The following is a 15,682-nucleotide window of genomic DNA, read 5'->3' on the forward strand; positions in this document are numbered from 1 at the left end:
ACTAAAAAAAGCTTAATTTATTACATTCAGCGAAAACCCCGGAGGTACCATCTTCATATGGTAAATAAAACAGGGGTTTGGGTAGCCCTAAACCCCAATGAAGGAGGAGTATCGTTGAACTATATTCATATGCTTTCCAGGCTGGGTATGGGCAGCGCCCATCCGGGCGGCTTCGAGGCCACGCTCCGGCTGTTCCGCAAAGAGCCGCTTCAGCCTGGCAGCCGTATTCTGGAGGTAGGCTGCGGAACCGGACGTACAGCCTGCTATCTTGCGGAGCAGGGTTATCAGGTGACGGCCATTGACCTCCATGAACAGATGCTGGCGAAGGCTCAAGCCCGTGCTGATGCCATGGGGGTCCAGGTACGCTTTCTGCAGGCCGATGTGTGCCGACTTCCCTTTGAAGATGAAGAGTTCGATATTGTCCTTGGTGAATCGGTAACTGTATTTACGGATGCTGCCGCTTCCCTGTCTGAGTACTGCCGGGTGCTAAAAAAAGGCGGAATCCTGTATGACCGCGAGCTGCTGCTCGATCAGGCCATGCCGGAGGAGGCACTGCAGGAGCTGCAGCAATTTTTCGGCATACCACGCCTCATGCTGCGGGAGGAGTGGCATCGCCAGCTTCTATCCAGCGGCTTCACTTCCGAAACGGCCCTGGAATATAACTATTTCACCGACCAAATGAAGCAGGAGCAGACCCAGCATGCAGACAGCATGGAAATCAGAGATGAGGGCATCCTGCTCGACCTCAGTCTGTGGGAAACGGTATTCCAGCACGACCGCATGATACTGGACAATACAGAGTATCTGGCCTCCGCTTTATTCAAAGCGGTCAAATAACCATTCGTTATCATCTTAAGCCGTCGATCCGGGCGGCTTTCTCTTTATTTCATTTGAAACTAGACGGTTAGACCTATTTTTACAAGATATCCTAATTTTTCGTATCCAATATTGTCGATTAATGCTACAATCATGGTAAAAACATCCTATGCTTTAAGGAGGACATGATTTATGTCATGGTTAAACAAGCTTTCCATCTCCGGTAAGGTGAAGACGGCATGCTATGCAATTGCTGCATTATTCGGGATCCCGATGCTCATTTCATTCCTATTGATGGACAAGACGGTGATCGGAATCATTTTGGTAGCGGTGCTGTTCGCGGCTGCATACCCTTTGTCATTGCTTTTTGAGAGAGCGCTTACAGACTCTTTTTCTGACATTACGAGCGTTTCCTCCAAGATTGCCAAAGGAGATTTTACGTACAAGGTAGAGGAAGTCGGCGGAATGATGGACCTTAGCCGTACCTTTAACAGCATGGTGGACCGCCTGCGGAAGATTCTACAAGAAACCTCGGAAATTACGAAAAAGGTGACCCGCTCCAGTCAGGCCATTTCGGCCAAGAATGAACAGCTTACCACGATGATGAGCCAGGTATCTCAATCCTCCAACGAGCTTGCCATCGGGGCGAATGAAATTTCGGAGGATGTATCGGATATGACGGAATCCATCCGGGAGATTGAGGAGAAGGTTAGCAATTATACGGACTCCACCCGCGAGATGAATCAGCGCTCCCAGCACACGCTCGGTTTGGTGGATCAGGGCCGCCTTTCTGTTGCGAGACAGTCCGAGGGCATGCAGCGCAACATTGAAGCGACTGAGAAGGTGGCTGAGTCCATCAAGGCCTTGTCATTAAATGCCAAAGGCATTACTAAAATTACAGAGACGATCTCGGAAATCGCAAACCAGACGAATCTGCTTTCACTGAACGCCTCGATCGAGGCGGCACGAGCGGGAGAGCATGGCAGCGGCTTTGCCGTCGTCGCTCAGGAGGTTCGCAAGCTGGCTGAAGAGTCCACCCTGTCGACACGGGAGGTATTCAATCTTGTTCGCAGCATTGAGCAGGATGTACACCTGGCAGGACAGAATATCAAAATCAACGAAGAGGTCGTTCGGCATCAAACCGAAATGATTCAGGAAGCCGAATTGATCTTCGCCCGCATGGTAGACAGCGTTCAATACATAACCGATCAAATTGCAGAATTTTCCAAGGAAAGCGAAAGTATGCTGGAAAGCGCTCAGAGCATCTCCTCTGCCATCCAGAATATTTCAGCCATCACCCAGCAGTCTGCCGCAGGCACTCAGCAGGTGTCGGCTTCCATGAATGAAGGTATTGCATCTATGCAGACGATGGCCGAGGAAGCTCAAGCGATGAGTGATGCTGTATTCCAGCTTCAGAAGACCATTAACATTTTCAAATTCTAGGGTCTGCATTGATAAAAGCTCTGCCTCCGCAGCTATGGAGACAGAGCTTTTATATGTTCAGGTATGATTCAATAGGCGTGGGCTTAAACTTTACGGAAGTGCTTCTCCGCCTCCAGCACTGCCTTTAAGGTCGTTACAGCCTGTCCGATAATCTCTACCCGCCCAGGATGAATGCGCAGCCTCAGCACTCCCGTCCGCTTCGATATTTGCTCGGCAGCCAGCTCGTTTTTCCCCAATCGCTGGGACCAATACGGCGCCAGAGCGCAATGCGCGGAGCCCGTGACGGGGTCCTCATTCACACCCACTGCCGGGTAAAAGCAGCGGGACACGAAGTCCATCCCTTCCCGTTGACATGAACTCGTCACGATGATTCCCCTGGCATCCAGACTCTTCCACTTCCCGAAATCCGGTGCCAGCTGCTGCAGGATGTCCTCACTTGCCACCTCAACAAGATAGTCCATCCGATTCCGTCCGACGTAGACATACTCAGCCCCCAGCCCTTCTGCAAGCGCCTGGGGCGCCGGACAAGAGCTCTCGACTTCTTGCGGGAAATCCATTGCAATCCAGCCATCCTTCTGCCTGGCTGCCGTAAGGATACCGCTTTTCGTATGAAAGCGGAGTACTTCAGCCTGACTATAGCCCTGCTCCCACAAAATATGAGCACTTGCGAGCGTCGCATGACCGCACAAATCCACCTCGCTTGCCGGAGTGAACCACCGCAGCTCGTAATCCTTCTCTATCGGCACAAGAAAAGCCGTTTCGGACAAGTTCATTTCTGACGCGATCGATTGCATCCAGGTCTCTGGCATGGGCTGGTCCAAAACCATGACGCCAGCCGGGTTTCCGGTGTAAGGCTGACTCGTAAAGGCATCAGCCACATAAATGTTCATCATCAAACCCTCCATCCATACTTCGATTGCCGCAGATCATGGCTTCTAATTATAAGGTGTCAATCCATGCTATCTTGAGGGGTTAAATCTTCTAAAGCTCATACGAATCAGTAGATAAAGCAGGGCAAGAGCGATCCCTCTGCCCAGTAAACCTACCCAGGGATCCATGTGCATGATTCCAAAAGAACTCTCATTCGGTAAACCCATTCCGATTTCGGAATCAGTACGGCTAGTCATCATGGATTCTGGCATGTCTTCCATACTTTGAGGAATACTCATTACGCCCATCACCTCTTGAGTCAGCAGATACCCTTCCGCGACATTCCATAGCAACAGCAGACCTGCAGCGGCTGTTCCGTAAATGACAGCCTCCAGGAGCATTTTTTTCACAACGATAGACCTCCTCTTCACATCCCATGAAAGTGAATCAACTGTATTCAAATTTTACAGCATTCTCCTATTCTATCACTTCTTGTACATGAAGGTAAGCTGCTATTGTACCTGCCGCTCAAACAAGGCGTCACGCTGATTCATTTTTGAAATGATACTCAGCAGTCCGAGACTTACGCCCCATAATATGAATCCCAGTATGAGCAGCAGCGTCGGTCCCAGCACGAGCAGACCTGTGGATTGACCCACGATCAGCCCGACAATGGGCAGCACAATGACCCCTCCGATTTGCTGAGCCTCCTGAAAGGTCTTGGATCTGGCCGACACCCACACGCTGAACAGTATGGTGCAGAATGTAAACGCCGGGGCCACCCATAGCAGCATGATCAGCCAATTCGCGTTCGGAAAAATAATCTCCTGAAACAGCGGATAAGCAAGTACATTGATGAGCAGGCCGGAAAGTACAAAGCTGGCCAGTGCCGCGGTATACGAAGGAATAAACGAAGCCAGCAGCTTGCCCAGAAATAAATCCTTGATCTCCAGCGGGGAGAACAGCAGGCTTTCCAGCGTGTTCTGCTCCTTCTCGCCTACAAAGCTGTTGACGGCAATCATTAATGCATTAATGACAGGAATCAGCATAAACAGCGGTGCTAACAAAAAATTCACGCCCACATAGATCAACCGGTGACGTTCTGTGGGCAAAGACTGCAGCAGCTCGGGAGGCAAAACCTTCAGCAGCTGCGCCATTTCAGCATTTTGACTCATATCTACCGTTCTCACGAGGAGGATCAAGCCCGCCGGAAAGAGCACACCGAACAGCAGCGGCAGCAATATCAGGCCAATCCATACCTTGCTCGTCCTCCAGATTGAGGACATATCCTTTCGGGCTACTGCCCAAATCATGCTAGTGTTCATGCTGCCTCCTCCTGACTTCAAAATACAGGGATTCCAGATCCCGATTTACGATTTCCGCGCTGTAAAGCTCCCCACAGGACAGGACCTTGCGGAGGAGGTCTGGAACTTCATCTCTCGCGGGCACGGTGAACATAAATTTCCCTTGCCCCAGCTCCTCGCAAGCAAACCCGGTAGACAGGGCGTCCTTCAGGGTCAGCGTAGATTCCACAACCAGCTTCACAGCACCTGCATACCTTGCCTCCAGCTCTGGCAATGTCCCGGACTCGATTAACCTGCCTTGATCAAGAAACAGATACGTATCGCAGATGTCTTCCAGCTGATACAACACATGCGAGCAGATCATAATAGTTGTGCCTTCCTCCTGGTTGAGCTGTCGCAAGAATCCTATCATATCCCGAATTCCGTCTGGATCCAGGCCGTTGGTCGGCTCATCCAGAAACAGAAGCTCCGGCTCATGAAGCATCGCCTTGGCGATCGCGAGCCTTTTTTTCATACCGGTGCTGTAGGCACCCACCTTCTTCTCGCCATGCTTGGCCAGCTGAAAGCGCTCCAGCAGGCTCTCTATCCGTGCTGCACTCCGGCAGCTGTAGAGACGCGAGAAAAAGTCCAGATTTTCTCTGGCGCTCATATCCTGATACAGGCCTGCGCTTTCCGTAACAACCCCGCACCGGCTGCGGATTTCATTTCCCTGCTGCGCGGGATTGAGGCCGAACACAGACAGCGTTCCCCCATCCGGAGAAATTACGCCATTCATCAAACGGATTAACGTGGTCTTCCCCGCGCCGTTCGGTCCCAGGAGCCCGACGATGTCTCCCTGCTGCACGTAGTAGGATACATCCTCCAGGATGACCCGCTCCCCGAACTTTTTTTGAATTTGATTGAGCTGAATCAATGCAATCCCCTCTTTTTTTCTCTGACTTCGTTCTTGGAGTCTTTCCATTTCGGATACTTATATTACGAATAGCCCGGATCAACCGTTCAATTCCGGGTCGGTTTTGTCGTCTGCCCCGGAAACAATTTTGACTTTTTCAGCGAATCATTTGTAATTCCGTGCCGGGCGTGTTTAATATAGGGTAGAAAAACTAACCAGTCTGCAGGAGGGATCTCATGAAGGAAACGTTAAAGATTGCCATTGTCGGCTGCGGCGGCATCGCGAGAGCGGCTCATATTCCAGCGTATTTGAAAAGTCCCGGTGCTGAAATCAAATATTTCTGTGATTTTAACCTGTCTCTCGCCGAAGAGCTCGTTCGCGAGCATGGCTGCGGCACCGCGGTTCAAAATTACAAGGACATTCTGGATGATCCGGATCTGGATGCCGTCTCTGTCTGTACTCCGAATCACGTCCATGCATCCGTGTCTATTGAATTCTTAAGAGCGGGCAAGCATGTATTGTGCGAGAAGCCAGCTGCCCGAACGTACGAGGAAGCACTTGAGATGCAGAAGGCGGCTCAGGAAACCGGCAAAATCCTGCTCATTGGCGTCGTCAACCGCTTCAACACCGCAGTAAATATCATCAAGGATATGATTGAGGACGGCGAGCTGGGAGATTTGTATCATATTTATGCCAGCTTCCGTGCACATCGCTCCATTCCCGGACTTGGCGGCGCCTTTACGACGCGCGCGGTTGCAGGCGGGGGTGTTATGATTGACTGGGGAATTCATTACCTCGATATCGTGATGTATTGCTCAGGCGATCCCAAGCCCAAGACCGTCAGTGCGCAAGCTTATTCGAAGCTCGGCCGTAATTTGAAGGATTATGCCTACCTAAACATGTGGGCCGGACCGCCAAAATATGACGGTACATATGACGTGGATGATTTTGTGACCGCGTTAATTCGGACAGAGGGCCCTACCATCTCCATGAACGGAGCCTGGGCTCAAAATATCGGCGAAGAAGAAATGTATATTGATTTCCTGGGAGATCAAGCCGGCATTCGCCTCACCTATGGCGGTGATTTCAAGCTGTATAGTGCCAAGAGCGGTGCATTGATTGAATCTACTCCGAAGTTTAACAAGAAGGATCAATTTCAGGCAGAGATTGATTCTTTCTTAGGCAGCATCCGGACCGGTACGAAGCTGCCCTCTCACATCGACACCGTTATTATTTCGGCCAAAATGATTCAGGCGATCTACGATTCCTCTGAGCTGGGCAAAGAAATCTCGTTTGATTCGTAAACGGCTTAACAGCATCCGTAAAAATTAAAGGGGCTGTCCCACAAGATCTAGGGTCTTGCGGGATGGCCTCGTTTGTTGTTGCGAGCTGCTCACCGTACGAAACGTTCCTCCCCTCGCTGCTGCCCTCAAATTTCTTTGAGTGATTCTAGCAAGGGAGAAATTCGGGGGCAAAGGCGACCACTACCGCGGGTCCGGAATCGTTTCGTCCTCTCCGCTGCGGATTCCGGCGCTGTCTGCTTCGAGGCCTGCCAAAAGTAACCCTTGAGGTCGATGGCTTTCTCTCAATCATCATTTGCTCAAGAAGGCGGCAATAGACCAAAAGTCAGAAATGGCGATGCAGGGATAACCTCCCCAGCATCGCCATTTCTTCATTTCTGGTTTAATTTTTCATAAAAAAACTACTTTTGGGACAGCCCCTTCTTGCACCTGACTGAGAAGGTTTCACGAGCCTTCCTTCACAGCGTTACCTTGCGACTGCTTCCAATGCTTCAACAGGATTAAATAGACCTTTTCCAGATTCTCTGAAACGCTCTGCTTCATTATACTTACATCTGCAGATGCCATGTTTTTATTCATGCGGATCAGCAGCCGCTTCAGACCCTTTTGACTCGATACATAGCCTTCCGCATCTTTAAGCTGAATGCCAATCATATGCTGGTTCATATAGCTGTACAGAACAATATCCTCAATTTCTTCCCAGCGGATCCGTCCACCATTGACATAGGATGAATGATCGGTCAGGCCCTCGCGGTCAATGACCAGCGCAGGTCTAGGCTTTATCAGACGCATTAAGAAATACAGCATGCATAAGCCGAAGACGAGAGTCGACACAATGCCTACGGCAACGAGTATGAAGGCGTCTGCTTCTTCAGATTGCCCGATCACCATCAACAGGACACCCAACAGCACGAACATTAGGGATAGAACAAACAGCTTCCCCGGCTTTCCATAAATAACGATATCTTTGTTGGTAGATGAAGAAGAATGAAACGATGATTCCACGATGGTATGCCTCCAGGTTGTCATTGTTACGATTCGCCATTCCTTAAGTCATTAACGCTTCATGGCCTGATCTGTGTTAATAATGTGCTGCAATGCCTGCTCCAGCCCTTCATACTTGAACGTATACCCTTCCTTCAAGAGCCGGTCCGGAAGAACCCAGCGGCTCTTGAGTACAAGCTCAGTCTCTGTCTTGATAAAGACGGCTCCCATCTCCAGCATCCAGCGCGGCGAGGGCAGGCCCCAGGAGGTCCCCATGACCTTGCGCAGCGACGACATGAGCTCTCGATTCGTAACCGGCTGAGGGGAAGAGCAATTAAAGACTCCGCTCAAATCACTGCGATCCCGCAGAAACAGCACGATGCCCAGAAGGTCCTCAAGATGGATCCAGCTGAACATCTGACTTCCCGGTCCCTGCCGGCCGCCCAGCCGATAACGGACAAGGTTCTGAAAGGGAGTCATTACCCCGCCGCCTGGTCCCAGCACGATGGCAATCCGCAGGGCAGCCTGCCGGGTGGAGGGCAATTGAAAGCCAAAAAAGGTCTCCTCCCATCGCTGGGCCACCTCGACACTAAAGCCGGACCCGATCTCCCCGTGCTCCTCTGTCATCGGCCGATCCTCAGCATGACGGTAAATGGTTGCCGTGCTGGAATTGATCCACAGCTCTGGCGGCTGTTCACACGAGAGTACGGCCTCCCCCAGGATTCTCGTCGTTTCCGTACGGGAGTCAAATATTTCTTGCTTGTTTCGTTCATTGTACCGGCAATTTACGGATTTGCCTGCCAGATTGATGAGCAGCTCTGCTCCATCCAGAGCAGCTTGGATCCCGGAAGCATCCTCCCAGGAAATATGCTCCTTTTGCCTTGAAATTAGGTGCAATTCATAGCCAAGTGTCTTCAGCTGCTGTGCAAGATAGGTGCCGATAAAGCCTGTTCCTCCGGCCAACACTGCCTTTTTCATGTCACAAACCACCCTTAGCTATAATTGATTGCGGTGCACACTGAACTTGAAGCCTGTTGATGCTACTTCAGGTTCCCCTGCATGAGCGCTGCCAGTGACGCTGCCTGCTCATTCTGGGCACCTCTCAGCCCTTGAATGACGCGCTCCTGTCTGTCCCGGGAATGATTCTGGCTGAGCTTCCACTGACCCTCTATACGGCTGATCCTGATATTAAACCCGACAATGCCTTGAAGGAGACCCGTTACCAGCTCTTCATTACTCTCATCCAGCCGGTAAACACTGGAAGGCTCCTCATATGTATTCACCAGCTCCTGAAGCATGGGAAACATTGCGCGGTCATCCAGCAGCTCTACCCGGCCATACACATGCACTGCGGTATAATTCCAGGTCGGAACTGCTGCATTGGTTCCGTACCAGGAAGGAGAGATGTAATGATGCGGGCCCTGGAAAATCACGAGCACCTCCTGCCCCTCCAGCTCCCGCCATTGATCATTGCCCCTGGCAAGGTGACTGGTCAGGCAGTGCTTCTCTGGCTGAAGCAGAAACGGAAGATGACTGGCCTGCAGTGCTGAGGGAGATGCAGATGAAGATGGTGCAGAGATCAGAATGCCAAAGCTGTTTTGCTCAATAAAGGCGTACAGCGTCTCTTGTTCTTCCATTCGAAAGGGTTTGGGGATATACATCAACGGCTCTCCTTTATATTCAAGCAATACTCTTACAAACTCCAGAATCTAGCAACCATTATATTACATATTATAGAATCAGAACAGAGCAAAAAGAAGAGGCTGTCCCACAAGATCTAGGGCCTTGCGGGATGGCCTCGTTTGTTGCTGCGAGCTGCTCCGCGTACAAAACGTTCCTCCCCTCGCTGTCGCTGGTCCGGAATCGTTTCGTCCTTTCCGCTGCTTCGTGCATATCCATCCCCCAAAACACAGGTAATACAAAGAAACCGCTCTTTGGTAGAATGGATGTGTATAGCAACCATCTAAAAAGGAGCGGTTTCATCTGTACATTCAATAATAAAGACGTGGCGGTGCTGGGATCACCTCCCTGACTCCACCACGTCTTTATGTTTTGCTTCAGATCTCATTCAAGTGAACTGACTCGTTAAACAAGAATCTACTTGGGGGACAGCCCCCGAATCTATTAATTATGTTGGTTTCGCACCTCGTAAATCATCTTCGCCAGCTCGGCACGGGTAACCGGAGCATCAGGCGCGAACACGCCCTGTCCTTTTCCGTTCAAAATACCAAGCTCCTGCAGCTCCGTCACAGCACGGAGTGCCCATGGAGAAATCTGATCCGCATCCGCAAAGGCTGCAGCGCTGCTGGAGCCTGCTGCTGGAATGCCAAGCTGCCGGAGCATCCGCTGCAGCAGCACGGCTGCTTCCTCACGCGTTATGGAATCCTTCGGCCTGAAGCTGCCTTCATAGCCTTGAATCAATCCAAGAGCTGCTGCCTTGCTGACCTCGGACGCGTAATACGCGCCCTCCGCTACATCATTGAAGAGAACAGCAGGTGAATCAGTACCTTCTTCCCCAAGCGATCTCATGGCCAGCACAGCAAAATCAGCACGGGTCACGGATACAGAAGGAGCGTACCGCTCATGATCGATCCCCTTGATGATATGCTTTGCAGCCAGCTTCTGCACGTACTCCTCCGCCCAGCTGCCGCTCATATCGCTGAATTGCTTCCGATGCTCAAGCAGCTCATATTGTCCTGGACGTTCACTCTGGAAGGAAACCATATCTCCTGCAAAGGTGCCGCCCACATAACGAAGCTGTCCATTTACGTTCTCATATATGCCTGCATAATCAGCATCCAGCCTGTTTAATTGATCTTTAGTGAGCTTCCACTCTACTTGGATCGGTGCTGCAAATCCCTCCACGGCTGTTGATGCACTGCCATCATTCTCAGTGACTGCGATGTCAAAACGCATTCCTAAGGATGTCATATCACGCTGTAGACTAGGGCCTGCTTGGACAGCCTGTGCCCCGAATTTCAAAATGATCGAGGTCGAACCGCCAGAGCTCAGCTGATCCAAAGCTGCCGCAGGCAGCGTGATCTTGCTGTCACTGGACTCCACCATCAGGGACAGCTTGCTTTGTGCCGCCCCTGACATTGCAGCGACATCCAGCTGAACCTGTGGAAGCACAGAGCTCGTAGGGTCAATGGCTGGCTGCAGCTTCAGCCTGAGCTGCTTCAACCCGGCTGCAGCAGCTGCAGCGGCTGCCTGCTTCACGGCATTTTCATTCACCTGATATTGACCTGATGCATTTCCTTGTATCTCCACAACCCCATCGGCAGGAACCGCCACGACTGGAGGCTGAGGAATTGCAGGTGGAGCTGCAGGTGTGCCCGGCTCTACACTGCCTCCGCCAGTAGGCGGGCTAACAACAGGATTGCCGAGAGCAAAGCCCCACACATCAGACCAGGCAGCTCCGCTGAAATCATCCTCCACTTTGACATACCATTGGTAATACTCATTAGCCTTCAGCCCATTCCACTGCATTGCTGTAGTGTCACCACTGGCAACGTTCATGGTTTGGCCAATCAGCTGATTGGTATACACCTTGACGCCAATATAGTCGGTAGCCACGCGCTTCAGCCTTGGCTGCAGATCAAGATCCAGCGAGAACTCATCCTTGCCTGGGATCCCGTCATACATATTGTAATCATCCAGGTAAGGCGAGTAGGTCTTCATGTGCAGCTTGTTGTTGGTCATATCAAACTGCATTAAGCGAATGTAACCTAACCCACCCTCTGGAGCCCCCTGATAGTCGGCCAGCATCTGATATACCTTACGGTCAGGGATGCTGTCTCCGTTATCGTCCAGCTCTTCCGTATTCAGCTCGGCATCGTGATAATGTCCGGATAAGGTAGCGATAACATTCGGGTTCGGCTTCACGACCTTTTCAAAAATTTCATCAGCGATCGGTGCACGGTTACCGGAAACGAGCAAATACTCATGCAGGGCGAGGATCGCTTTACGCTCCGGATATTGCGCAACCACCTTATTCATCCACTCAATTTCCTTTTCCTTCAAGCCCCAGCCCATATATACAATAATAAAATCATTTCCGTTAGAGGAAACCAGATCATAATGCCCCATATTATCGTCATACGATCCGCCATAAACCGGGCTGTCCTTAAATCTCGATGCCCCAAAGTACTTTTTATACTGGGCATAATCTCCCGTCTGATGTCCTACATCATGATTGCCAGCGAGAACACCGTAAGGAATTTGTGCTGCCTCCAGCACCTTCATGTTACGGTCTGCTTCTTCCCACTGGTATTCCTGCTCGGCCTTGTCCACCAAATCACCGGTATGAATTACATATTTCAGCTTGAGGTCGTCCTTTTTCTCTGCCATCCACTGTACAATGCTTCGGTAAATGTAGGGATAAGATTCCGAGTAATACTGGGTATCAGACATCCAGATGAACGAGAAGTCATAAGGATCCTGCGTTACCGGGCTACTGGAATCTGGCGCGCTCCAGCTTTCGGCAATTTCATCCTGAATGAGCACCGTGATGCTGCCGCCAGCATTATAATCCCCGGCACGTACTGAGGAGTTCAATTCAAAATCCTCCAAACCGGCTATGACGGTATCCAGCATGTCCCACCTTGCTGCTGCTGTATTCCAGGCGTACAGGCTGACCTTCCGATCTGGAAGTGATTTGCCCTCCCAAACAATATCGACGACATCATCAGGCTGAACGGAAGCATCCAGCTTCACTTCATAACGCTGATATGGGAACTGCTCCTCAGAATCCGTTGTCAAATACTGTCCATCCTTGTACTGGATCGCTGCGTAATCTGCTGCAGACAAGGATTGCTCTCCGGCTGGAGCCAGCTGCTTCGGCGGCTCGGTAACAGAAGCGCTCTGGTAGCCGTTAAAGCTCTGCATCCGCGTTCCGTCGTGCAGAAAGCCGCGGTAGAAGGATACCTTCATGGGATCGCCGCTCTCATCCTGAACATTCACCTTCAGCTCAGCGGAGGTTCCAGTCAGAGATTGTCCGTTGGATGGACTAATTAACTCCGGCTGGAGTGGATTTTCATTCGGAACCTGAAAGGTTACGCTGTACTCGGCTTTATTGTCAGCATGATCCAGAGCTGTAATGACCAGCTCATGCTCACCGCCGCCCAGCTTGGATGAGGAGGTGGCATAAGGAAGCTGAATTTCCTCGCCGTCCAGCAGCGCAGTGACCTGCTTCACACCGGCATACTGATCGGTGACCTGTGCCTCAATGCTGAATGCTCCCCGGTAGAGCATTCCTTCCTGCAGGCCGGTTTGAATCACGGGAGCTGTATTATCTACGGTGACATACGCACTCTTGCTATATGTTCCGGTTTCGGCGGCAACTTGGTAGACGCCATCCGGCACCTTAGTCGTATCCCAAAGATATGCTCTGGAAATAAACTGATCTGCAGGAATATGAAAGGAAGCTCCCAGAACCTCATATTTCCCCGCAGCATCGCCCATCTTGATCTCTTGCTCGACATCGGCAAAGGCCGGGTCACGCAGCACAGTACCATTCGCAAGAATCAGACGAATATTGCGGATTTCGAAATCGTCCTTGTTCTCCTCGATCCGATCGTCGAAAGGACCGGACTTGGAGCCGGGACGGATGTAGATCACATTGTCATTTCCTTCGGTTAAACGCCCTGCCTCAATCGGAAACGTCAGCGTTTTATAGGAAGGAATCGGATCCATAAACGTATACAGGATGGTTTCATCCTTTAAATGCTCCGGCCCCATGGTAATGGCATTCTTAAAATAATAGTTCACATTCTTGGCATCAAAAGCAAAGTAGGCGTCACGTTCCAAAGCATTAAACAGGCCTGCTGTAATCTCGTTATTATTGACAGACAGCTTGACGGTATCCGGCGAACCCTGCTCGGCGGTTCCCTTCAGTATGAAGCTGCCGCTGATTACCTGTTCATTGTGAACGTTCAGTCTCAGTTCCGAGCGGTCTTCTCCCCCTGTGATTTGAACCTGATAGGGTGAAGAAGAGATCGGTTTGTTGTACCCGTCTGAAACAGTAAAATAATATTCTAAATAGCTCTTCCCAATCAGGTCCGCCGGAGAAACTTCATAATAATAATGCTTGTCTCCGTAGTCCTCCAGTAATCTGAACGAGGTGTATGCGGCTTGCTTGTCGGATCTGATATGCAGCGTCACCGAGGTAACCTGCTTGTCATCCTCTGCCCAGGCTCGGATAGAAAAGCCTTGACCTTGATCGATCTCCGTTACGTTCGTACGATCCTCAATGGTTGGCGGATTGAGATCGTCTTCAATATGAACCGGCTGCGCTGGAACCTGCGCGGGATCATGGGCTCCCGGAGTCGGGAATACAGTGCCCGCACTGATCTTGATCATCCGGGATGTACCATCCAGCGGATATTTGTAAAGAAGCGCGGTATCTTCCTTCGTTTCCGTGGAGCTCTCATCCTGCTCATACTTTAGGGTCGGATCATAATACGCGCTGGAAACCTCACGTCCCGTATTCATCTTCAGCACAATGGCCCGGCGTGATCCGTTGGCCATACCTGCACTGTTCACACGGAAGAGATTCACATTGTGCTGCAGACTGGTTCCGTAGTGAGCATTGAAATCAGCTGCGGTAGAGTCTTGATTCGCTGCATTGATGATCCAGAACACAACCGTTTCCTGCGGCGGGATGACCAAATCCTGCACATCCGGTGCCCAAACGACATCTCCCTCCGGACCTGTGTCGGTATAGCGATAGTACAGCTTGTAATTTTCGAAGCTTTGCTCGCGGTCCGTGTTGTTGTAAATTTCAATAAATTCATATCCGTCCGAGCTGCCAACATTCTTGGAATTGACGACAAGCTCCGTCACGAGCAGTGGCGGAATCTGCTGAAGATCCAAGGGCGGGATGCCTGTAACCACAATCGTATGATGATCACTCTGCTCGGTATGATTGTCGCTTTTGGCTACAATCCGGTACTCCAGCTCAGATTCCGTCAAAATGTCCGCAGACAGCGTCGTTGTATACTTCCCGTCCTGCAAATTCATTGGAGCTACCGTGAATCGGCTCTGGGACGCCGTTCTGTACAGCAGACTGACATTGACTCGCTCCGGCACAGCTCCTCCCTGCTGATGAGAGGAGATAGAAGCCGAGAAGACAAGGTCCTCGTTTCTTGAGACCGAAGGAATAGCTTCATGATTCAGCACGAAGGTCTCAGCCGGCGGCTCAGGACCAACGGGCGGCTCCGGCTTCACGGTCTGGCTGCTGTCAACCTGTCCCGGGGTAGCACGGACGGTTCCGGTACCATCGATCATGATCATATCCTTGCTGTCCCAGCTCGGATGGGCATAGAAAATCCCCATGTCCGGCTTGGTCTGATCATCATTCTGATAGGAAGCCTCAATAACCTCCTCGCCGCTGATATGGACAATCTTCAAGGTTCTTGCAGCCGAGTTTGACATCCCGCCTCCGCCAGAAACGCGGAACAAATTGATATCCTCTGTCAGCTGGGTGCCGAAGTTCTGATTGAAATCATCTTGAGTTAGGGCACCATTTACAGCGTTCATCACCCACAGCACGATCGCTTCACCGGCTGGAATTAGAATATCATTCCCATGAAGCGTGTCCCATTCATCGCTTTGATACAAAAGCTTGTAATTTCTCCAGTTGAGCTCCTGATCACTGTTATTGTAAATTTCAATAAACTCGTACGCATCCGAGCCGGACAGATTAGCCGTATCCGGAACAACTTCTGTTATTAACAGCTCCGGAAACGGGCTCTGTGGCCGGGTGTCGGTGTCGTCCTGCGGATCCGGTGAGTACGTCGCATCCTGTACCGTCACGGCTTCGCTTTGAGCCGATTCCACTGATGCGCCTTGGGTAAGATTTTCCTCTGCAGGACTGCCGTATCCTGGCGGCACAGCCAGTCCCATGAACAGGGTGCCTGCGAGCAGAGCGGAGCTCCACCTGGTCGTGACGTTGTTCCTCTTGCATTTCTTCAAGCTGTTCACACTCCCATGGTTTCTTAACATATTTAAGCTAAATATACAGGGTTAGTGTAAGGGCAGGATGAGAGCTTGGTTAAACTTGGATGCGAAGA

General features: G+C 51.0%; 11 protein-coding genes and 1 pseudogene. 4 read left to right on the forward strand and 8 right to left on the reverse strand.

Annotation, left to right across the window (positions count from 1 at the left end):
* Positions 1-114 precede the first annotated feature (114 nt).
* Complete coding sequence (locus E6C60_RS13065) at positions 115-837, forward strand: class I SAM-dependent methyltransferase (RefSeq protein WP_138226249.1); 723 nt, start codon at positions 115-117, stop codon at positions 835-837.
* Positions 838-1,008: 171 nt separating this feature from the next.
* Positions 1,009-2,259, forward strand: coding sequence for a methyl-accepting chemotaxis protein (locus E6C60_RS13070; protein ID WP_138226250.1), 1,251 nt, complete (start codon positions 1,009-1,011; stop codon positions 2,257-2,259).
* Between the two features lie 83 nt (positions 2,260-2,342).
* On the opposite strand, the gene E6C60_RS13075 is transcribed toward E6C60_RS13070, so the two are convergent.
* The 4 genes from E6C60_RS13075 to E6C60_RS13090 form a co-directional block, all read right to left on the reverse strand.
* Complete coding sequence (locus tag E6C60_RS13075) at positions 2,343-3,149, reverse strand: PhzF family phenazine biosynthesis protein (protein ID WP_138227796.1); 807 nt, start codon at positions 3,147-3,149, stop codon at positions 2,343-2,345.
* A 69-nt stretch (positions 3,150-3,218) separates the two neighbouring features.
* On the reverse strand, positions 3,219-3,539 hold the full coding sequence (locus tag E6C60_RS13080) for a hypothetical protein (protein ID WP_138226251.1): 321 nt from the start codon (positions 3,537-3,539) through the stop codon (positions 3,219-3,221).
* 102 nt (positions 3,540-3,641) lie between these two features.
* Positions 3,642-4,454 (reverse strand): ABC transporter permease subunit, encoded by an 813-nt coding sequence (locus E6C60_RS13085; protein ID WP_138226252.1) that lies wholly within the window; start codon positions 4,452-4,454, stop codon positions 3,642-3,644.
* On the reverse strand, positions 4,444-5,346 hold the full coding sequence (locus E6C60_RS13090; protein WP_233281002.1) for an ABC transporter ATP-binding protein: 903 nt from the start codon (positions 5,344-5,346) through the stop codon (positions 4,444-4,446). The genes E6C60_RS13085 and E6C60_RS13090 overlap by 11 nt, the downstream gene beginning before the upstream one ends.
* Before the next feature lie 215 nt (positions 5,347-5,561).
* Here E6C60_RS13090 and E6C60_RS13095 point away from each other — a divergent pair, with 215 nt between their 5' ends.
* Together E6C60_RS13095 and E6C60_RS21655 are read left to right on the forward strand one after the other, a co-directional pair.
* Positions 5,562-6,629 (forward strand): Gfo/Idh/MocA family protein, encoded by a 1,068-nt coding sequence (locus tag E6C60_RS13095; protein WP_138226254.1) that lies wholly within the window; start codon positions 5,562-5,564, stop codon positions 6,627-6,629.
* Between the two features lie 218 nt (positions 6,630-6,847).
* A pseudogene (locus E6C60_RS21655) lies at positions 6,848-6,975 on the forward strand (transposase); the annotation flags it as partial.
* A gap of 95 nt (positions 6,976-7,070) precedes the next feature.
* Here E6C60_RS21655 and E6C60_RS13100 read toward each other — a convergent pair.
* From E6C60_RS13100 to E6C60_RS13115, 4 genes are all read right to left on the reverse strand, one after another.
* A complete protein-coding gene (locus tag E6C60_RS13100) occupies positions 7,071-7,631 on the reverse strand; it encodes an STM3941 family protein (RefSeq protein WP_138226255.1) in 561 nt (186 codons plus the stop codon).
* A 51-nt stretch (positions 7,632-7,682) separates the two neighbouring features.
* Complete coding sequence (locus tag E6C60_RS13105; protein WP_138226256.1) at positions 7,683-8,588, reverse strand: TIGR01777 family oxidoreductase; 906 nt, start codon at positions 8,586-8,588, stop codon at positions 7,683-7,685.
* A 62-nt stretch (positions 8,589-8,650) separates the two neighbouring features.
* The gene (locus tag E6C60_RS13110) at positions 8,651-9,271 is read right to left on the reverse strand and encodes an FMN-binding negative transcriptional regulator (RefSeq protein ID WP_138226257.1); all 621 of its coding nucleotides are present in this window, start codon (positions 9,269-9,271) and stop codon (positions 8,651-8,653) included.
* A 463-nt stretch (positions 9,272-9,734) separates the two neighbouring features.
* On the reverse strand, positions 9,735-15,584 hold the full coding sequence (locus tag E6C60_RS13115; RefSeq protein ID WP_175415292.1) for an S-layer homology domain-containing protein: 5,850 nt from the start codon (positions 15,582-15,584) through the stop codon (positions 9,735-9,737).
* Between the last annotated feature and the right edge of the window lie 98 nt (positions 15,585-15,682).

It is taken from the genome of Paenibacillus algicola (assembly GCF_005577435.1).
Taxonomy (GTDB): domain Bacteria; phylum Bacillota; class Bacilli; order Paenibacillales; family Paenibacillaceae; genus Paenibacillus_AQ; species Paenibacillus_AQ algicola.